This is a genomic window from Pusillimonas caeni, from assembly GCF_003545815.1.
GTDB lineage: Bacteria > Pseudomonadota > Gammaproteobacteria > Burkholderiales > Burkholderiaceae_B > Pusillimonas > Pusillimonas caeni.
In genome coordinates this window covers 184384-203293 of the sequence record NZ_PDUW01000003.1, presented here as the reverse complement: position 1 = coordinate 203293, position 18910 = coordinate 184384, and the positions used below count along the sequence as shown (strand labels likewise).

The following is an 18910-nucleotide window of genomic DNA, read 5'->3' as shown; positions in this document are numbered from 1 at the left end:
CATGTCTCCTGTTTTTTTAATGGAATATGGCTACATGATGCTATCGAACGGGCCAAGGCCCAATGCACACAAGCTGGAACCTTTGGTACTTTTCATGGATTTCGGCCTCGCATGCGGGCGCGCCAGGTTCCGGGCGGCAGCTGTGCATGCTGACGGAAGAAGCGGCTGAAATAGGACACGTCCCTGAACCCGAGGTCGTAGGCGATCTGCGTGACCGGAGCCGAAGAGAACAAGAGCAGGCGCTTGGCCTCCTGCATCAGGCGATCATGGATAAAGCGTTTGGAGGGCAAGTCGCCCACCCTGCGGCATATGTCGTTCAGACGGGTTTCAGTCACGTTCAGGGCTTGTGCGTAGCGGCTCAGCTGCCAGTGTTCCCGGAAGTTTGCTTCGATCAATTGGTTGAACTCGCGGAAGATCCGTACGTCCACATGCCGCAAGTCGCGGCTGGGCATCGCCCGTACCGCCGCGCTCGACAGGCGCGCCATGGTCACGAAGGCCAGCCGCGCCAAGGCCAGCAGATTCAGCTCGCGCACTGCCTCAGCCCCGGAAAACTCGGCGCGGATCAACTCGAAATAACCGAACAGGCGACGTACCTGGGGAGCGGACTCGTCGAGCTCCATGCAAAACGCCTGATTCAGGCGCTGCTCCACCATGCCGCCCGGGTCTTCGCTGAACAGAGAATGGAGCACGTGCTGCCGCACTGAAAGCACATGCCCCTCGGCATCGTCGCTGAGCACAAATGCATGCGTCATCGCGGGCGGGGTGAGGAAGAACGCGGGCGCCCGGGCGTAGTAATGCAGCTCATCCAGGCGCAGGCGTACCTCGCCCCTAAGCATCAGATGAACCTGGAAGACCCCGGCATGCCGATGCGCCGCCATATTGTGGCCAAAGAAGTCAGCCAACCGGCCCAGCCCCTCACAATGCACGTCGGCGTCTTCATCGCGAAGGTCGAAGACACGGCCGAAATCGATATTGGGAATGGAGTTGGCCATTACGACATCGGGCTTGCCCTGCTCTTGCCGCGGCGAACGCCGGCGGGGCCTCGCCTGCCGGCGGGATTGACGGGAGGACGCACGGCGGACTCCGGTAGATCCACCTGCGCCACCTGGCCATTGTCATGGGCAAGAAAGAGGTCCAGCGCTTCGTACAGATTGCGCACGGCGTCGATGCCCACGCTCTTCTCGAGATTGGCGTACTGCTGCTCGACCAAGGGGGCGATCGCAGCGATCAGGGCGCGGCTGTTGTCGGTCAATGCGACCAGGATGCGCCGCTGGTCGGTATCGACCCGATTGCGGTCGACCAGTTGCATTGCCTCCATGCGCGCCAGTACGCCCGCCAGGCTTGGGCTCAAGATGTGGCAGGTGGCGCAGATTTGCCACTGTTCCATGGGCGCCCCGTTATCGTAAATAGCCCGGATCACCCGCCACTGCTGTTCCGTCAAACCATGATGGTTCAAGATGCGGCGGAAATTTCCCATCAAGCGCTCGCGCGCCTGAAGCAGCAGCAAGGCCAGGTTACGGTGCTTCAGGGCGGGGTTGAATTCAGGAGTATTCATTCGTTGGGTCGCTTGCGCCATTGACAATCTAATATATTAGCAATTAAATTAAGGAACATATTAGTTAATTAACACACTCACCGCGAGGAAGACAAGCTTCATGCACGCTCCCAGAAACCCGGCGCTTCAAACGGGAACCGTCTACGGCGTCGTATTGAACGACCGCGGATCGGTCGAGCGCATGGGCGCCGCGCTGATCGAAGCGCCCTACAAAGCCGAACCCAAGGCTCCCATTCTGTACGTCAAGCCCGCCAACACATTCGCCGCCGACGGGGCGCAGGTGAGTCTTCCGGACGGCGCGGAAAAAGTGGAGATCGGCGCTACCGTGGGCTTGGTCATGGGCAGGCCGGCCTGCCGCGTCGCGGCTCACGACGCGCCGGCCTGCATCGCCAGCTATGTCGTGGCGGCGGACCTCAGCCTGCCCCACGCCAGCTACTATCGCCCCGCCATACGTGAAAAGTGCTTCGACGGTTCTTGCATACTGGGCGCCCCCGTAGCCGCCAGTCGCGTTGTCGATCCTGCCGGCCTATGCGTTCGCACCGTCATAAACGGCGTGGACGCCGATCAATTCGAGTTGGCCAGCCTGGTGCGCAGCGTCCCCGAACTGCTGCGCGACGTCAGCGGGTTCTTGACCCTGTCCGCCGGCGATGTATTGCTGGTAGGCGTGAAATGGCAGGCCCCGACGGCGGCGCCCGGCGATCATGTCTCTGTCGTCAGCGACGTCCTCGGCAAGATTCAGTTTTCCATCGTCCCGGCGCGCCGTCAGGAGACAGCATGAAAAGAGGCCGCATTTATTTCAATGGCGCCGTCCATCAGGTCACGCTTGCCGAAGACGGCGGCGTGCGGCTGCCCGACGGCACCACGTTGGCCGAAGAGCAGGCGCACTGGCTGCCCCCCGTGCAGGCGGGTACCATTTTTGCGCTGGGCCTGAATTACGCGGACCACGCCCGCGAACTGGCCTTCAAGGCCCCTGAGCAACCCCTGGTCTTTCTGAAAGGCCCCAATGCGCTGATCGGCCACCGGGCTCGTACGGCGCGCCCCCATGACGCCGAATACATGCATTACGAGTGCGAACTTGCCGTGGTGATCGGAAAGCACGCCCGCAACGTGTCGCAGAAAGACGCTTACGACTACATCGCCGGCTATACAGTGGCCAACGACTACGCTATTCGCGACTACCTCGAGAATTACTACCGTCCCAACCTGCGCGTGAAGAATCGTGACGGCTGCACTCCCATCGGCCCATGGCTGGTCGATGCGGCCGACATTCCCGACCCCATGAACCTCGCCCTTAGCACGTCGGTCAACGGCAAGGTCACTCAACGCGGAACGACCCGCGACATGGTCTTCGGCATTCCCTGGCTGATCGAATACCTTTCCGCCTTCATGACGCTTTCGCCCGGCGACATTATTCTCACCGGCACGCCCGAAGGCCTGGCCAATGTCGTGGCCGGCGACGAAGTGGCTACCGAAATCGAATGCGTTGGCCGCCTGGTCAATTTCCTGGCCGATTCCCCCACCTCTTCATCTTCTTCAGTCTGAACAGCGGGCCCATCATGATCAAACACCTCATCAACGGCAAAAAGGTCGAGAGCCGCGAGACCTTCGAAAGCCTCAACCCGGCCAACAACGAAGTGGTGGCCGAAGTCGCCCGCGGCGGCGAGGCTGAAATCAATGCGGCAGTCCAGGCCGCCAAAGAGGCCTTTCCAGCTTGGGCCGGCAAGCCCGCCGCCGAACGCGCACGGCTCATGCATCGCCTGGGCGAGTTGATAACGCAGAACGTGCCCGAGCTGGCCGAAATGGAGACCCGGGACACCGGTCAAGTGATCGGGCAGACCAAGAAGGCGCTGGTTCCTCGCGCCGCCGACAACTTCCATTTCTTCGCCGAACTTGCAAAGCATATGGACGGCGAAAGCTATCAGTCGGATACCGGACACCTGAACTACACCATGTGGAACCCGGTAGGCGTATGCGCACTGATTTCCCCCTGGAACGTGCCCTTCATGACCGCAACCTGGAAAACAGCCCCCTGCCTTGCATTGGGCAACACCGCGGTATTGAAGATGTCGGAACTCTCTCCCATGACAGCCGACCGGCTGGGCGAGCTGGCGCTGGAAGCCGGCATTCCGCCCGGGGTATTCAATATCGTCCATGGCTATGGCGCAGAAACCGGCGAACCCTTGGTGCGCCATCCCGACGTGCGCGCCGTGTCGTTCACGGGCAGCACCGCAACCGGCAACCGCATCGTGCAGCAGGCGGGTCTGAAGAAATTCTCGATGGAGCTCGGCGGAAAATCGCCTTTCATCGTCTTTGACGACGCCGACTATGAACGCGCGCTCGACGCCGCCGTGTTCATGATTTTTTCGAACAACGGCGAACGCTGCACAGCCGGTTCGCGCATTCTGGTTCAGCGCGGCATTTACGACAAGTTCGTGGCCGACTTCACCGCGCGCGCTTCGCGCCTGACAGTGGGCGACCCGCTCGATCCGGACACCATCATTGGTCCCATGATCAGCCGCGACCACTTGAAGAAGGTCGCGCACTACATAGAGCTGGGCCGGAACGAAGGAGCACGCATCACTTTCGGCGGCGGCCCGCCCGACCTTCCCGATCATCTCAAGAACGGCAACTGGGTCCAGCCCACGGTGTTCGCCGACGTGGACAACCGCATGCAGATCGCGCAAGACGAAATCTTCGGGCCGGTTCCCTGCCTCATCCCCTTCGCCACCGAAGAAGACGCGCTTCGCATCGCCAACGACACACAATATGGCCTTTCTTCTTATGTGTGGACCGAAAGCACGGGGCGTGCGCTGCGCATGGGCAAGGGGGTGGAGGCCGGCATGGTCTTCATCAACAGCCAGAACGTGCGCGACCTGCGCCAGCCTTTCGGCGGGGTAAAGGCCTCGGGCACAGGGCGCGAGGGCAACCACTACAGCTTCGAAGTATTTGCCGAAGCCAAGAATGTCTGCGTATCGTATGGCAGCCACCCCATTCCGCGCTGGGGCGTCTAGGGTCTTGTTAACAAGCCCCAGGCCCCTTGCAGCAAGCACGCAGTTCAGAACGGAGACACACACCATGGGCAAACTGGCCTTGGCAGCAAAAATCACCCACGTCCCATCGATGTACCTGTCAGAGCTCGACGGCCCCCACAAGGGCTGCCGCCAGGCCGCCATCGACGGGCACCACGAAATCGGCCGCCGCTGCCGCGAGCTGGGCGTGGACACCATCGTGGTCTTCGACGTGCACTGGCTGGTCAACTCCGAATATCACATCAACTGCGCGCCTCGGTTCCAGGGCGTCTATACCAGCAACGAGCTGCCGCACTTCATCAAGAACATGTCTTATGAATACCCCGGCAACCCCGAGCTGGGGCGCCTCATCGCCGACGTCGCCAACGAGATGGGCGTCGCCAGCCGGGCCCATAGCGAAACCACCCTGGGCCTGGAATATGGCACTTTGGTGCCCATGCGCTACATGAACGGCGACCAGCATTTCAAGGTGGTAAGCGTGTCGGGCTGGTGCGCCTGGCACGATCTTGAAGAAAGCGCAAAATTCGGGCTGGCCGTGCGCAGGGCCATCGAAGAGCGCTACGATGGCACCGTCGCAGTGTTCGCCAGCGGCTCGCTGTCCCATCATTTCGCCAACAATGGCACGGCGCCCGAATACATGCACAAGGTTTTCGACCCCTTCCTGGAAGCGGTCGATCATTCAGTCGTCGATATGTGGAAGAACGGCGACTGGGGCACGTTCCTCGATATGCTGCCCATGTATAACGAAAAGTGCTGGGGAGAAGGCGGCATGCACGACACCGCCATGCTGCTTGGGCTGCTGGGCGGCCGCCGCTACGACCAGGGCGTGGAAATCATCACCCCTTATTTCGGCAGCTCGGGCACCGGCCAGATCAACGCCGTTTTTCCGGTCACCCCCCTTACAACCACCGCCTGAGGCCGCCATGCCCCACCTGACCCTGGAGTATTCCGCCAACTTGCGCGACAAAGGTGAATTCAAGCTTTTGTGCGAGAAGCTTGCGCGCTGTCTCATTGAGCAGCGGGCTGACGGCCAGACCGTCTATCCGATCGGCGGCGTCCGCGCCCGGGCCTTGTGCGCGCACGACTATTGCGTGGGCGATGGAAGCCTGGACGCGGCTTTTGTCCACGCCACGCTCAAAATTGCCGCTGGACGCAGCGAACCGACCAAAACGGCAACGGGGGATGCGCTCTTTGCCGTCATGAAAGAACACTTCGCCTCAATCTATGAGCAGACCGGCCTGGCCCTGTCGCTGGAAATCGCCGAGTTCAGCGAAACGGGCACCTGGAAACACAACAACCTGCACGGCCGCTTCCGTGCATAAGCTCGCCATAGGCAGTGACCCTTCCGATCAACCTCCACCCATCATGACTATGCTCCCAGAAAGCACTATCAAAAACCTTGCCGCCCAGCTCCACCAGGCCGAGAAAGAACGCGTCCAGCTACGTCATTTCTCGCAGGCCCACCCCGAGATGACGATTGAAGACGGTTACGCGATCCAGCGCGAATGGGTCAAGCTCAAGCTGGCAGAGGGCCGGGTCGTGAAGGGGCGCAAGATCGGCCTGACCTCGCGCGCCATGCAGCAGTCTTCGCAAATCGATGAGCCCGACTACGCCCCACTGATGGACGACATGTTCTTCGAACAAGGCGCCGACATTCCCTTCGACCGCTTCATCGCACCCCGCATCGAAGTGGAGCTGGCCTTCATTCTAGGAAAACCGCTGGAAGGGCCCGGCGTCACTATTTTCGATGTGCTGTCCGCCACGGAGTACGTGACGCCGGCGCTCGAAATCATCGATGCGCGCATCGAACAATTCGATCGCGATACGAAGGCTCCCCGCAAGGTCTTCGACACAATATCCGACTTCGCGGCCAATGCAGGCATTGTCGTCGGCGGCCTGCCGGTCAAGCCGGACAGTATCGATCTACGGTGGGTCGGCGCCATGCTTTATCGTAACGGCGTCATCGAAGAGACCGGTCTGGCCGCTGGAGTGCTCGGCCACCCTGCTAGAGGATGTGCCTGGCTGGCCAATAAAATTGCTCCGTACGGCGAGCGCCTCGATGCCGGCGATGTAGTGCTTGGCGGCTCTTTCACGCGCCCGGTCACGGGTTCACGGGGCGACGTCTTCCAGGCCGACTACGGCAAACTGGGCCAGATCTCCTTCCGTTTCATCTAGCAAGCCCTAATTCCTGCAGGAACCTCCATGCACATGCCCCCCAATATGTTCAAGCAGGCGCTTGCGCAGCGCCGCACTCAGTTCGGCCTTTTCATGGGCCTGGCCAATCCGATCAGCGCGGAAATCCTGGCCACTTGCGGCTACGACTTCCTGCTGATCGACGCCGAACACGGACTGAACGACACGCGCAGCGTCCAGGCGCAGCTGCAGGCCATGGCGCCCCACCCCGTGCAATGCCTCGTACGCCCGGCCAGCCATGATCCGGCGCTGATCAAGCAATTGCTGGGAACAGGCGTCCAGACACTGCTCGTGCCCATGGTCGACACCGCCGAACAGGCCCGGGCGGTCGTCGCGTCGATGCATTATCCTCCCAAGGGCATACGCGGAGTCGGCACCGGGCTCGAGCGGGGCTCCCGCTGGAATGCAATCTCCGATTACTTCACCCAGGTCTCGGACAATCTCTGCCTGATCGTGCAGATAGAGTCCCGCACCGCGCTCGAGAACCTGGACGAGATCGCGGCAGTCGAAGGCGTCGATGCCGTGTTCATCGGTCCTTCCGATCTGGCTGCGTCACTGGGGCATCTGGGACAAATCTCTCATCCCGAGGTCAAGGCCGCCATTGCCGACGCGCTGGCGCGCATTTCGGCCAGCGGCAAGGCCGCCGGAATTTTCTGCGCCGACGCGACGCAGGCCGCCTCGTTCCAGGACAGCGGCGCAAGCTTCTTGGCCATGGGCGCCGACACGGGCCTGTTGCGCAGCGCCGCGATAAAGCTGCTCGACAGTCTCCGCCCCCGATCGGGCGGCGGCGCCGTGAGCGCGGGGTATTGATACCATGGCGAACAACGCCCTCGGCCTCGACGACAAGGGCCTGCTGCGCCAGCTTTGCTATATAGACGGGCAATGGTCGGGCGCTGACAACGGCGCCCTGCTCGACGTGTTCAATCCCGCCACGGGCGCACTGATCGCCCAGGTCCCTCTCTCTGGCGCCGCAGAGACCCGCCGCGCCATCCGGGCCGCCGAACTGGCCCTGCCCGGCTGGAAGCAGAAAACCGCCGCCGAGCGCGCCCGCATCCTGCAGAAATGGTTCCAGCTCTTGATGCGGCACCAGGAAGACCTTGCCCGCCTCATGACCCTGGAGCAAGGCAAGCCCCTTGCCGAGTCGCGCGCCGAAATCGCCTATGCCGCCTCTTTCATCGAATGGTTCGCCGAAGAGGGCAAGCGCGCCTATGGCGAAGTCATCCCTTCGCCCTTCCACGACCGGCGGCTGCTGGCCATCAAACAGCCGGTCGGCGTGTGCGCGGCCATTACGCCCTGGAACTTTCCCTCGGCCATGATCACCCGCAAGGCCGCGCCCGCATTGGCCGCGGGCTGCACCATCGTGGTCAAGCCGGCCGAGCTCACCCCGCTTTCCGCGCTGGCCCTGGCCGCGCTGGCCGAACGGGCGGGCATCCCGGCCGGCGTTTTCAACGTCGTCACCGGCGATCCTGCGGCGATCGGCGGCGCACTCACCTCCAGCCCGATCGTTCGCAAGCTTTCGTTCACGGGCTCTACGGAAGTGGGCCGACTGCTGATGGCTCAATGCGCGCCGACCATCAAGAAGCTGTCTCTCGAATTGGGCGGCAATGCCCCCTTCATCGTCTTCGATGACGCCGACGTGGACGCGGCGGTCGAAGGCGCCATCGCCTCCAAGTACCGCAACACGGGGCAGACCTGCGTCTGCAGCAACCGGTTCTTGGTCCAGGCAGGCGTCCATGACGAATTCGTGGAAAAACTGGCCCATACCGTCGCCGCGCTGCGGGTCGGAGACGGTATGGAAGAAGGCGTGGCGCAGGGCCCTCTCATCAACGAGGCCGCCGTCAGCAAAGTAGAGCGCCTGATCGGCGATGTCCAGGAAAAAGGCGGGCGCGTCGCCATCGGAGGCAAGCGCCACGCGCTGGGCGGTTTGTGGTTTGAACCCACCGTGCTCACGGGCGTCACGTCCGAAATGGAGGTGGCCCGGCAAGAAATATTCGGCCCGGTGGCTCCGGTCTTCAAGTTCCAGGACGAACGTCAGGCTATAGCCATGGCCAACGACACCGAGTTCGGCTTGGCCGCCTATCTGTATAGCCGCGACATGGCGCGTATCTGGCGGGCTTCAGAGGCCCTTGAATACGGCATGGTGGGCATCAACACCGGCCTGATCTCCACCGAAGTCGCTCCCTTCGGGGGCATCAAGAACTCCGGCCTGGGCCGCGAAGGCTCGCGCCACGGCTTGGACGACTACCTGGAGCTCAAGTACTTGGCCATAGGTGGATTGTAGGCATTCAGCTTGCCTCCGGAGGCAAGTTGAATGCCGAACGGCGCCTTGACCAAGGCTGGCTCAGCGCTCTCCGCTGGACACCGCCGACATCGCGCCCAGATAGCGGGCGAAGAGATCGCCAAGCGAGTTGACCTGAAGTTTCTTGTACAGGCGCTTGCGCAACGTACGCACGGTATGCGGACTGATTCCAAGGTCAAGCGCTACACCTTCGGTGCTGGCCCCGGCCAGCAACCGCCGGCAGATTTCGAACTCGCGCTGTGACAAGGCCGCCAAGGACCGGCGCTCGGCCTCTCCGGGCTCGGTGCTTACCCTCATGCTGGGCAGATTGACCTTGCCGGCTTCGCCCGCATGCCGCCACAAGGCGGCCATGAGCACGGGCGCCACTTGCGCGGCGCGCTCTACATTGTGCTCGTCAAACGGACCCGAAGCCTCGAGGCGGTATAAATTGCAGCACACCATGCTGCCGCCACGATTGCTCACGATCGAAAGCTTGTCGCACAAGCCCGTTCTCTCAAAAAAATAAGTACTGTAGGTGGGCGATTCGTTCAACTTGGGATCAAAGCGCGTCACGACCGGAGGACCCTCGCCCAAGTCTCGAAATGACGATAGGCTGCGATCGAGCATGTGATAGCGCTCTAGATAGCGTCGATTGACGGCATCGGCAATGCGCGCCAACACCTTGCCCTCGGTAAACAGCCCGCTGATGCGATGGCCTTCTACGAACTGCACCACAATATGGTCGGCCTGGATTTCCTGGCTGACCAGATCGAATGCGGCGGCGCCAAAATCGTCGCGGCCGATCGCGGTGATCAGCCGTGCAATCGCCTGATAGGACGCAGCCGTTTCCAGACTCGGCATCAGGCGGTTTCGGCCTTGTGGCGGGGCAGGCCGGCCGTAGACGCAGCTTGCACGGAAGCATCCGGCGCAGCGCGCGCGGCGGCTTCGGCATCGGCCCGCTGCTTGAGATAACGTCGCATGGCCACCGACGGGCCGTCGGACGCCACCGAGATCTCATACATATCGTCGGGATCGGTGGTGTCCCAGACCTGCTCGAGCGCCGCCATGCCGTCCACGTCTTCCTGGAAAGCCTTGAACAGGTGCTCGTGCATGAAGCCGGTGATGGTGTCGTCGTCCAAGCCGAAGTCGCGACCATGCACAATGAAGTAATGACAGCTGGAACGGGTTTGCGGTGTCAGGATGTGAGCCGTCTTGATGCGCGACACCTGTCGGTCTTGCTCGGGCAGCTTGCTGTCGTAGAACGAGACATTGACCTGGTGAAATGCCGGAGACTTGAACTCGGACTTTACGATGCGCGCAGCGGTGGCGCAGCCCTCGAGCCCCGTGGGCTTGGCCCATAGCGCCGGCAGCGTGGTGGGGACCACGTCGCGATGCAGCGCAAAATAGCCCGGGCCGATTTCAGACCTGAATTCGGCGCGCGCATAATCGGGGGTGCCGAAAGTAGCGGCATGCAGAAAAGACAGATGGGTCAGGTCGAGCAGGTTCTCATGCATGCTGACGTAGTTGGACTGCAGGTTGAAATAACCGCTTGACGTGGCCCACGCCGATTCATCACACAGCCATTCATGCTCGGGCAGGCGCGACTCGTCGGCCTGCTCGGGGTCGCCCATCCAGATCCACACCAGCGGGCCGCGCTCCGCCACCTTGTAGCGCGCCACTCCCAGGTCTTTCGGACACTTGGACGACGACGGTACCTCGATGCAATTTCCCTCTGTATTGAACCGGAAGCCATGGTAGCCGCACACAATGGTATCGCCGTCGAGCTTGCCCAGTGACAAAGGGTAGGCCCGGTGGGCGCAGCGGTCGGACAAGGCCACCGCCTGGCCCGTTTCAGTGCGAAACAGCACCACGCGCTTTCCAAGCAGGATGCGCGGCAGGAATTCGCGGCTGACCTCCTGCGCAAATGCGGCCACGTACCATTCGTTATGGACAAAAGGCGTATTGCGGTTGGCCATGGACGAGGCGCTTTTTTTAAGCGCCTGCAATACGGGGGAAGATGGAAGAGTCATGTCGGTTGCTCCTACTGTACTTGCCCTGTCAGGCCGCGCGGGATAAGGCTTGTTCGGACGAAACAAGCTTTTTCATCAAGGCCCTGAAGTTTCCCAAGGCATTGTCCACATTCAAGGGCATCATCTTGAAATCGGGGTCGAGGGCAAGGCTGGCCGCTTGCGCGTGAATCATGTCCCAGTCTTCTTTGAAGCCCGCCAGCAAGCCGGCGTGCAGCGTCTCGGTCACGCTCGGGTCGTCAATCGAGAAGTTGTGCGCCTGGGAGAAGAAATAATGCGTGCTGTGCTCGGTTTCGGGCGTAATGGCCTGGGCGCTGCGAAATTGCACCGCCTGGCTGCGATTGCCTTCGCGCGCCCCGGTGCCCACCGGGGCGCTGCCCGAATCCATCAGGAACACCCCGGGCACGACAAAGTCGTACATGTTCCAGCGGTCGACGTTATCGGTCCAGCCCACCAGATTCTTGACGAAAGGGGCGGGAGGCGAATCCATGTACCAGCGGCTGACTCGCAAGCCATTGTGCAGTCTTTCGATCTCGGGCCGCACATCGGCGTACCCCGCGCTGCCGCCCAGTGTTTTTTCGTGCACGAAAGCCAAGTGGGAAAAATCCAGCAGGTTGTCGGCAATGAGCAGATAGTTGACGCCGTAGTGCATGTAGTCGGGCTTGTAGCGCCACTCTGGGCTGTCGAGCCAATAGGTGTCGGGAATAAGCGAGGGATCGGCCTTGTCGGCCTCGCCCATCCAGATCCAGGCCCACTTGTTACGCTCCACCACTGGGAAGCGATGCAGATGGGCTGCAGGGGGAATGCGTTCCTGGCCACCCGGAACATAGGTACAGGTGCCCTGGCCATTGAAGGTCATTCCGTGATACATGCAGCGTAGCGTATCGCCTTCGACGCGGCCCTTCGACAAGGGCGCCCCGCGATGAGGACAGCGATCGGGGAAGGCCACCACTTCGCCGTCGGCATCGCGCCAGAACACCACCGGCGTGCCGATAATGGTACGCCCGAGCAAGGCCTCATTGTTTATTTCATGCGACCAGGCGGCCACATACCAAGTGTTTTTCAAGAACATGCTTGTCTCCTAGTTCTGATCGGCTTGTACTTTTATGGTAGGTCTGTACGCAGCGCGTCCCATGCTCCATTGGCCTCGGCGGGCCAAAGCTTGCCGTTTCAATACCGCACATAAAAAGTATATCGAGCAGCGGCAGGATTTCCATACCCTCAATAGGGTACAAAACCTTGTCTTTTCAACTTGATGGCCGCAAGAAAAACAATCCCAACACTTTGTTTTAAATTATTTTTTATGAATATCTTTTACCTGATCGGGAAGCTCACGCCACACTCAATAAGTTAATAGATTAATTAATTAGAAAATATATTAAGTATTCTCCCCAGTATAATCGGCGCTTACGCCCTCATCCACACCACCCCGTCCTTGCCGGAATCCATGAGCAACAAATTTCAGCACCGCAATCTACCCATGCTTCTGCTTCGGGCGCGAGAATCCGTCATGCGCTACTTTCGCAAATGTCTCAAGGACCATGGCCTGACCGAACAGCAATGGCGCGTAATCCGCGTATTGAACGAATGGGGCGAACTGGAGACCGGCCGCATCGCCGTAGAGTCATGCATTTTGGCCCCCAGCCTCAGCGGGGTGCTGGACCGCATGGAGCGCAACGACCTCATCGTGCGCCACCGGCTTGCCATTGACCAACGCAAAGTGTTCGTCGGCCTTACCGATCACAGCCGCGACCTGGTTGACCACATCAGCCGCTCTATCGAGTTGCAATACGGTACTCTCGAAAAGCAATTAGGGCGAGACGGCCTTTTGAACGCCTACGCCCTGCTGGACCAACTGATTTCGCTGCCCGGCCCGCTTGAAGAAATCAAGCCCCAAAAACGGATCCGCATCCGCTCCGGGCGACATGCTGAAAAAGCCGGCGCTTAGGCGCCGGCCCCTGCAGATTATTTATCTGCTTTATCCAGCACCCATTCACCGTCCTGAATCTTGACCATGACACGAGCGCGGGCGTCCAAACCCGAGTGATCGTCGGGCGTCATGTTGAAAACACCCGCGTTGGCGCGCAAATCGCTTGTGTTCTCGAGGGCATCGCGCAAGGCGATGCGAAACTCTTTGGTGCCCGGCTTGGCCGTTTTCGCCGCCTCGGGCAGAGCGCGCTCGAGAAGCAGCAGCACGTCATAAGCCTGCGCCGCGAAGTTCGAACGCGATTTTTCACCAAATTTGGCTTCGTACATGGGCACGAACTTGGCGCTCGCCGCTTTGGTGGGGTAGTCGTCGGGCAGTTGTTCCCAGACCAGGTTGGGACCGACCGGCAGGAAGCCGCCGTTCAAGGCCTTGCCCCCCACACGCAGGAAGTCTTCGTTGGCCGCGCCATGGGTCTGATACACCAAACCTTTGTAGCCCCGCTCCGTCAGGGTGGCATGGGGCAGCGCGGCGGGCGTTCCCGAGCTCGCCACCAGAATGGCGTCGACGTTGGCGGCGATAAGGCGCAATACCTGGCCGGTAACGCTATTGTCCTTGGAGTGGAAGCGTTCAGCCACGCGCAGGTCGATGCCGTGTTTTTTGGCCAGCGGCGTAATTTCATTGAGCCAGCTGTCGCCGTATGCATCGGCAAAACCTATGAACCCCAACGTCTTGATGTTGTGGCCCGCCATGTGTTCGATGATGGCCTGCGCCATCAGCGAGTCGTTGGCCGCGGTCTTGAACACCCATTTTCGCTTGTCGTCCATGGGCTGGACCAATCGGGACGAAGCGCCCAGGGCGATCAAGGGGGTTTCTCTTCCGGCAATGGCTTCAATGATGGCCAGCGATTGCGGCGAAGTGGAAGAGCCGACGATCAGATCGACCCCTTCACTCAAGAACTGATTGGCATTCTTGACTGATGTGGTGGTGTCGCTGGCATCGTCAAGCACTTTGAAATTGACATCGAAACCCGCAACCTGCTTGGGAAAAAGACTTATAGCATTACGGGCGCCGATTCCCAGAATGGCAGCCGGGCCGGTAGTGGGCACGGTAACGCCCACATTGACAGTTTCCGCCTGGGCACCCACGGCAAACGCCGCAAGCACAGCGGTAGCGGTAGATGCGCAAAGCGCGCGCCAAGTTTGTCTCATCTCACCCTCTTCTCGTGATGGTTAATATGTTAGATAATTAGATAATATATTAAGTATCTGGTCAAGATTTTCGCACCTCGCGCAAACCCCAATACATCACCTCACGAGCGACACAACCCTGGATGAACGACACAGTTCCCGCACTGGAAATCTCATCGATGCAATACGCGGCCACCGCATTGGGCGAGCCCGGCTTCGAGCCGATATTCAATATTGGGACCCTACTGAAGCGAGAGGCTGTTGCCCGTCTGCATAGGCTGCCGCACGAAGACGAGACATGGCCCCGGCAGGCGGCAATGGACGGCCATGATTGCCGATCAGCCGAACAGCTTTCATTTTCTGTGCGCCATTTGCTGGCGCGGGACGAAACTTAAGATAGAGAATCGGCCCCGCTTCCGGGCCGCGCAAACAGCCTTCATCCGAGCGATTCTGACGAGGCGTCGGCTTCGATCAAAGATCGATATGAGGGGGCATGCAATATCTGAATGTATTGCAGAAAAATGGCGCGTCAGGAGGGTCTCGAACCCCCGACCTCAGGCTTAGAAGGCCCGTGCTCTATCCAACTGAGCTACTGACGCGTGCGAAGGGCGCCCCGCATTTTACCGTGCCGGCGGAAAACTTGAAAAACAACACTGCAATACGCCTCATACCTAGGCGCGGACGGGTGAAAGATAAAATATTTACAAGCGGTAGCGACGCTCCGGCGGGCAGGTGCTAAAGTTTCCGGCAACAGAATACTGAATAACCTGCACGCCATGACACAACCCTCTATAAAACGGCCCGGCGCGGCGCGCCGCGGTAATCGCTCCTCTTCCACCCGCCTTCGCATCGCGACTCCCCTGCTCGCCCTGGCGCTGGCAAGCGGCCTGTACACCGGCGTCGCCTCGGCCGGCATGAGCTATCAGCTCGACGCCACACAGGCGTCGCCCGGTGAAACGGTGCGCATCAAGGGCATGCTGTTCAACGACACTGACAATGCGCTGAGCTGGACCCCGCCTCAGAACCTGGTGCTGCAATGGCGCAACGAACAAGGAAAGGTCATACGCAGCCTCGCCTACCTGGACACGCCGGCCCAGCAGGTCGAGCTGCCGATCAACAATTTTGCGGCGTTTTCGTGGAAGGCGGTCGTGCCCACAGAAGCCAGGGGCTTGCAGGCTCTTAACATCGAGGGCGAATCGGTGCTGCTGGCGCTGGACACCAGCCCCTTGCAGGAAAGCCAGGTGGCGGGCACGCCCGCGTTTACCCCGGTCGTGGATGCCGGCGCAGCGCCCCCCGGCTCGACCCAGGACCCGCCGCTGCCCGACAGTGTGGTAGCGGCCGCGGGCGCCAATGCCGAACAAGGCCCCCGCCCCGCCGCGCCGACCACGATGGCGGCCGCGGATTCGAGCTCGGCGGCGTTCGAGAATTTCCGCAATGCCATCTCGACCTACGAACCGATCTACTTCGACGTAGGGCAAAAGGGCGGCACCAATGCGCGCTTCCAGCTCAGCTTCAAGTACCGCCTGGCCACGCCCAAAGATCCGGCCCGGCCGGGCTTTTTCAATCATCTTTATCTGGGCTATACCCAGCTGGCGCTGTGGGATCTGGACGGCGACTCCAAACCCTTCGTCGACGTTACCTACAACCCCAGTCTGTTCTGGCACAAAGAGCGCGTCTGGAGCCCCGCCGAGCACAGTCCCTTCTACGTAGGCCTGGCCACCGGCGTGGAGCACAAGTCCAACGGCAAGAGCGGCGCCGACTCGCGCTCGGTCAACGATTTGTTCATACAGCCTGAATTCCGGTATCGCTTCAGCGGCGGCAGCACCCTGGCGTTCGCGCCCCGCGTCAAGGCCTATTTCGGCAAGCCAGACAATGACGACTACGCCCACTACGCAGGGCATGTGGACTGGAAGCTGCGCTGGGCGCAGGACAATGGCCTGGTCCTTACCGGCCTGTACCGCCAGGGCACCGAGGGGCGCAACGCCATGCAGTTCGAAGCCGCCTGGCCCCTGCGCCGCACCTTCCTGGACATGAACGGCTATCTGCACGTTCAGTACTTCAAGGGCTACGGCGAGACGCTGATGGGCTACAACCAGAAGAGCTCGGGACAGGTGCGCGTGGGACTGGCCCTGGTGCCTTGAGCCGGCGCTGTTGCGCGGCCCGCGCTGCGGCGCCTCCGGAGCGCAGCGTGCCGCGCCCGGACACGTCTCGGCGACTCAGGCCAGCGCTTCGGCGGCGCCGGCCTTTTCAAGCGCCCGCAGTATCTTGTCGGGTGTGAACGGCGCGGTGCGGAACCGCTGGCCCGTCGCATCGAACAGCGCATTGGCGATGGCGGCGGGTGCCGGCACCGACGACGACTCACCCGCCCCCATGGGCGGTTCGTCCTGGCGGTCGACCAGCACCACCTCGATGGGCGGGATGTCGGTGAACGAAATAATGGGGTAGGCGCCCCACTCCAGGTCGACGACGCCGCGCTTATTGAAGGCCACCTCTTCCTTCAGCGTGCGGCTGAGCATCTGGATGATGTTGCCCCGGATCTGATGCCGCACGCCGTCGGGATTGACGATCATGCCGGTATCCTGGCCTACCACGACGCGAGTGACGGTGACCCGCCCCGTCGCGGCATTGACTGAAAGATCGATGACCCAGGCATTCCAGGAAGCGCCGAAACCCGGGAAGCGGCTGTGCGTGTATCGGGCATAGGCGACGCCGCGCCCATGCAGCATGCCTTCGGCATCGGGACGGCCGCGCGAGCCCTGCCGGCCGGCTTGCCAGCCCGCATGGCGTGCCGTTGCGAGGATGACGTCGCGCGCCCGCTCGTCTTTCAAGTTACGCACCCGGAAGTCGACGGAGTCCTGCCCCGCCTCGGCGGCGAGCTCGTCGATGAAAGAGTCGTGCGCGAAGGAATTGGGTAGTGCCGAGACGCCCCGCAGCCAAGCCGACCGCACGATGGCGGCCATGTCGTGGCAGGCGATGCGCATATTGGGATAGGCGTACGGCGGCACGGCGGTGCGGTCGCCCATCTCGAGCACGCGCGGCTCGGCGCTGGTGGCCCCCGTAAGCAGCAGGGCCAGGGTGGGCGCGTCGTTGGACGGATAGCGCGTAGTGAAGTCGTAAGAGCGCAGTTCGCCGCGCTCGTCCAGGCCGCCGACCACGTCGATGAGCTGGGCCGAGCCTTTGGGCTCCCAGCCATGCTCTTGTTCGCGGCTCAGCTGCACCCGCACGGGCCTGCCGATGGCGCGCGATACCAGGGCGGCGTCGGCGCAGACGTCGTCGGCGCAGTTGCGGCCATAGCAGCCCGAGGCCTCCATGCGGATGATTTCGACCTCGCCTTCGTCGAGTTCGAGCAGGCGGCCGAGTTCGACCCGCAGCATGTGCGGATTCTGGCTTCCGGACCAGACGCGCACATGCCCTTCTTGATAATCGGCCACCGAACAGGAGGGGCCCACCGAGGCGTGCATCTGGTAGGGCCAGACGTAGCTGCGTTCCAGCAATGCGCCGGCCGGGGTTTCGGCGCCGACCTGCTCTTGCTCGAGCAGCAGGCGCTCTTGATAGGGTTGGCTGCGCAGTGCGGCGTCGAGGTCGGACAGGTCGACCAGGTCGGGCGGCGGCTGCCATGTCACCTTCAGCGCCTTGGCGGCCTTGATGGCGTGCTCTTCGCGCTGTGCCGCCACGGCGACGAAATCGCCGATGGCGACCACGCGTATCCCGGGCGCAATATGCGCGACCGACGATTCGTCGATGGAGATCAGGCTTTTGCCGACGAAGTCGCCGCTGTCGCGGCCCACGTAGGGCGGCCGCACTACCCGGGCGTGCCACATGCCCGGAACCCGGACGTCGTGCACGAAAACGAGCCGGCCCGTGGCCTTGGCCGGGATGTCGACCCGGGGAATGGATTGGCCGATGAGCGTGTAGCGGGAAGCGGGCTTGGTGGGCGTCTGGGCGTCGTGCTCCAGCCTGATCTGCTCGCCTTTCAGCAAAGACCGGTATGGGGCCGAGCGTCCGTCGGGCGCGCTGATGAGACCATTCGAGACGGATAACGACCCGACGTCCACGCCCCATTGCTCCGCTGCCTTGGCCACCAGATAATGCCGGGCCCGGGCCGCCGCCTGGCGCAGCGGCACGGCCGATATCTGCAGCGTGGCGCTGGCGATGGTGGGCCCCTGGTTCGGCGTGGCCGACGTATGGCCCAGAACCATGTCCACGCAGCCGAAATCGATGTCGAGCTCTTCGGCCACGACCTGGGCCAGCGCAGTGCGCACACCGGTTCCGAGGTCGACATGGCCATTGAACGCTTGAACCGATCCATCGGGCAGCATGGCGATGAAAATGTCGTCGTAGGGCTGAAGATAGTCGGATGCGATGCCGGGCTGGCGGGGAGGCGGCTTGGGCGACTTTCCCGGCGAGCGTGTTACCAGCAAAGTGTCGGGGCGGCCGAAAAGGGCCTGGAGCTGTTCTTTGGGCCGAGCGAACGACATAGTGCACACCTTTATATTGGCCGAGAGGCGGCGCAGGGCGCGTCGCTGATGAAGCAATTCAACGTATACATTGAACTTTCACCATACTGCAAATAGGCCGGGAAATAAAGTTGCCGAGCGCGATCCATGCAGAGCAATAAGGGTAATCCACTACAACAAAACTCTATTCTCTCACCCTTATTTTCGGGCCGCACGTTAATCTCATACTCTGCGTCCCAATTCTCAAAACCGCTTTA

The 18910-nt window shown here is 61.6% G+C and carries 18 protein-coding genes and 1 tRNA gene; 11 read left to right on the top strand and 8 right to left on the bottom strand.

From position 1 onward, the window contains the following. Window positions 1-92: 92 nt before the first annotated feature. Both hpaA and hpaR (CSC67_RS08110) read right to left on the bottom strand, forming a co-directional pair. The gene (gene hpaA, locus CSC67_RS08115) at window positions 93-992 is read right to left on the bottom strand and encodes a 4-hydroxyphenylacetate catabolism regulatory protein HpaA (protein WP_118994014.1); all 900 of its coding nucleotides are present in this window, start codon (window positions 990-992) and stop codon (window positions 93-95) included. Next, window positions 992-1555, bottom strand: coding sequence for a homoprotocatechuate degradation operon regulator HpaR (gene hpaR / locus CSC67_RS08110; protein ID WP_167752804.1), 564 nt, complete (start codon window positions 1553-1555; stop codon window positions 992-994). The genes hpaA and hpaR (CSC67_RS08110) overlap by 1 nt, the downstream gene beginning before the upstream one ends. A gap of 100 nt (window positions 1556-1655) precedes the next feature. On the opposite strand from hpaR (CSC67_RS08110), the gene CSC67_RS08105 reads away from it, so the two are divergent. From CSC67_RS08105 to CSC67_RS08070, 8 genes are all read left to right on the top strand, one after another. Further along, on the top strand, window positions 1656-2333 hold the full coding sequence (locus CSC67_RS08105) for a fumarylacetoacetate hydrolase family protein (RefSeq protein ID WP_118994013.1): 678 nt from the start codon (window positions 1656-1658) through the stop codon (window positions 2331-2333). Beyond that, window positions 2330-3097 carry a fumarylacetoacetate hydrolase family protein gene (locus CSC67_RS08100; RefSeq protein WP_118994012.1) on the top strand — a complete coding sequence of 256 codons (768 nt, stop codon included), beginning with the start codon at window positions 2330-2332 and terminating at the stop codon, window positions 3095-3097. Before CSC67_RS08105 ends, CSC67_RS08100 begins: the two co-directional genes overlap by 4 nt. Before the next feature lie 11 nt (window positions 3098-3108). Beyond that, a complete protein-coding gene (hpaE, locus tag CSC67_RS08095) occupies window positions 3109-4566 on the top strand; it encodes a 5-carboxymethyl-2-hydroxymuconate semialdehyde dehydrogenase (protein ID WP_118994344.1) in 1458 nt (485 codons plus the stop codon). A gap of 64 nt (window positions 4567-4630) precedes the next feature. Next, window positions 4631-5500 (top strand): 3,4-dihydroxyphenylacetate 2,3-dioxygenase, encoded by an 870-nt coding sequence (hpaD, locus tag CSC67_RS08090; RefSeq protein ID WP_118994011.1) that lies wholly within the window; start codon window positions 4631-4633, stop codon window positions 5498-5500. A 7-nt stretch (window positions 5501-5507) separates the two neighbouring features. Beyond that, window positions 5508-5906 (top strand): 5-carboxymethyl-2-hydroxymuconate Delta-isomerase, encoded by a 399-nt coding sequence (locus tag CSC67_RS08085; RefSeq protein ID WP_118994010.1) that lies wholly within the window; start codon window positions 5508-5510, stop codon window positions 5904-5906. A gap of 49 nt (window positions 5907-5955) precedes the next feature. Continuing rightward, window positions 5956-6759, top strand: a complete 804-nt coding sequence (gene hpaH, locus CSC67_RS08080; RefSeq protein ID WP_118994009.1) for a 2-oxo-hept-4-ene-1,7-dioate hydratase — start codon at window positions 5956-5958, stop codon at window positions 6757-6759. A 27-nt stretch (window positions 6760-6786) separates the two neighbouring features. Then, window positions 6787-7587: an HpcH/HpaI aldolase family protein gene (locus CSC67_RS08075; RefSeq protein ID WP_118994008.1), complete on the top strand. Its 801-nt coding sequence runs from the start codon at window positions 6787-6789 to the stop codon at window positions 7585-7587. Window positions 7588-7591: 4 nt separating this feature from the next. Next, window positions 7592-9058, top strand: a complete 1467-nt coding sequence (locus CSC67_RS08070; protein WP_118994007.1) for an NAD-dependent succinate-semialdehyde dehydrogenase — start codon at window positions 7592-7594, stop codon at window positions 9056-9058. 60 nt (window positions 9059-9118) lie between these two features. Here the strand turns inward: CSC67_RS08070 and CSC67_RS08065 are convergent, their stop codons facing one another. Genes CSC67_RS08065 through CSC67_RS08055 form a run of 3 tightly spaced genes read right to left on the bottom strand, consistent with a single transcriptional unit; the run spans window position 9119 to window position 12154 of the window. Then, entirely contained in the window at window positions 9119-9916 is a 798-nt protein-coding gene (locus CSC67_RS08065; RefSeq protein WP_118994006.1) for a helix-turn-helix domain-containing protein, read from the bottom strand. Beyond that, a complete protein-coding gene (locus tag CSC67_RS08060) occupies window positions 9916-11085 on the bottom strand; it encodes an aromatic ring-hydroxylating oxygenase subunit alpha (protein ID WP_118994005.1) in 1170 nt (389 codons plus the stop codon). The genes CSC67_RS08065 and CSC67_RS08060 overlap by 1 nt, the downstream gene beginning before the upstream one ends. 28 nt (window positions 11086-11113) lie before the next feature. Further along, on the bottom strand, window positions 11114-12154 hold the full coding sequence (locus tag CSC67_RS08055) for an aromatic ring-hydroxylating dioxygenase subunit alpha (protein WP_118994004.1): 1041 nt from the start codon (window positions 12152-12154) through the stop codon (window positions 11114-11116). A gap of 375 nt (window positions 12155-12529) precedes the next feature. Between CSC67_RS08055 and hpaR (CSC67_RS08050) the strand changes: the two genes are divergently transcribed. After that, complete coding sequence (gene hpaR / locus CSC67_RS08050; RefSeq protein ID WP_118994003.1) at window positions 12530-13030, top strand: homoprotocatechuate degradation operon regulator HpaR; 501 nt, start codon at window positions 12530-12532, stop codon at window positions 13028-13030. Between the two features lie 17 nt (window positions 13031-13047). Here hpaR (CSC67_RS08050) and CSC67_RS08045 read toward each other — a convergent pair whose 3' ends face one another. Beyond that, window positions 13048-14217 (bottom strand): ABC transporter substrate-binding protein, encoded by a 1170-nt coding sequence (locus CSC67_RS08045; RefSeq protein ID WP_118994002.1) that lies wholly within the window; start codon window positions 14215-14217, stop codon window positions 13048-13050. A gap of 122 nt (window positions 14218-14339) precedes the next feature. Here CSC67_RS08045 and CSC67_RS08040 point away from each other — a divergent pair, with 122 nt between their 5' ends. Beyond that, window positions 14340-14591 carry a hypothetical protein gene (locus CSC67_RS08040; RefSeq protein WP_135227447.1) on the top strand — a complete coding sequence of 84 codons (252 nt, stop codon included), beginning with the start codon at window positions 14340-14342 and terminating at the stop codon, window positions 14589-14591. Between the two features lie 127 nt (window positions 14592-14718). On the opposite strand, the gene CSC67_RS08035 is transcribed toward CSC67_RS08040, so the two are convergent. Beyond that, window positions 14719-14795, bottom strand: a tRNA-Arg gene (locus CSC67_RS08035). Window positions 14796-14972: 177 nt separating this feature from the next. Between CSC67_RS08035 and CSC67_RS08030 the strand changes: the two genes are divergently transcribed. Next, window positions 14973-16337, top strand: a complete 1365-nt coding sequence (locus CSC67_RS08030) for a phospholipase A (protein WP_167752803.1) — start codon at window positions 14973-14975, stop codon at window positions 16335-16337. 75 nt (window positions 16338-16412) lie between these two features. Here CSC67_RS08030 and CSC67_RS08025 read toward each other — a convergent pair whose 3' ends face one another. After that, on the bottom strand, window positions 16413-18674 hold the full coding sequence (locus CSC67_RS08025) for a xanthine dehydrogenase family protein molybdopterin-binding subunit (RefSeq protein WP_118994000.1): 2262 nt from the start codon (window positions 18672-18674) through the stop codon (window positions 16413-16415). Window positions 18675-18910: the final 236 nt, after the last annotated feature.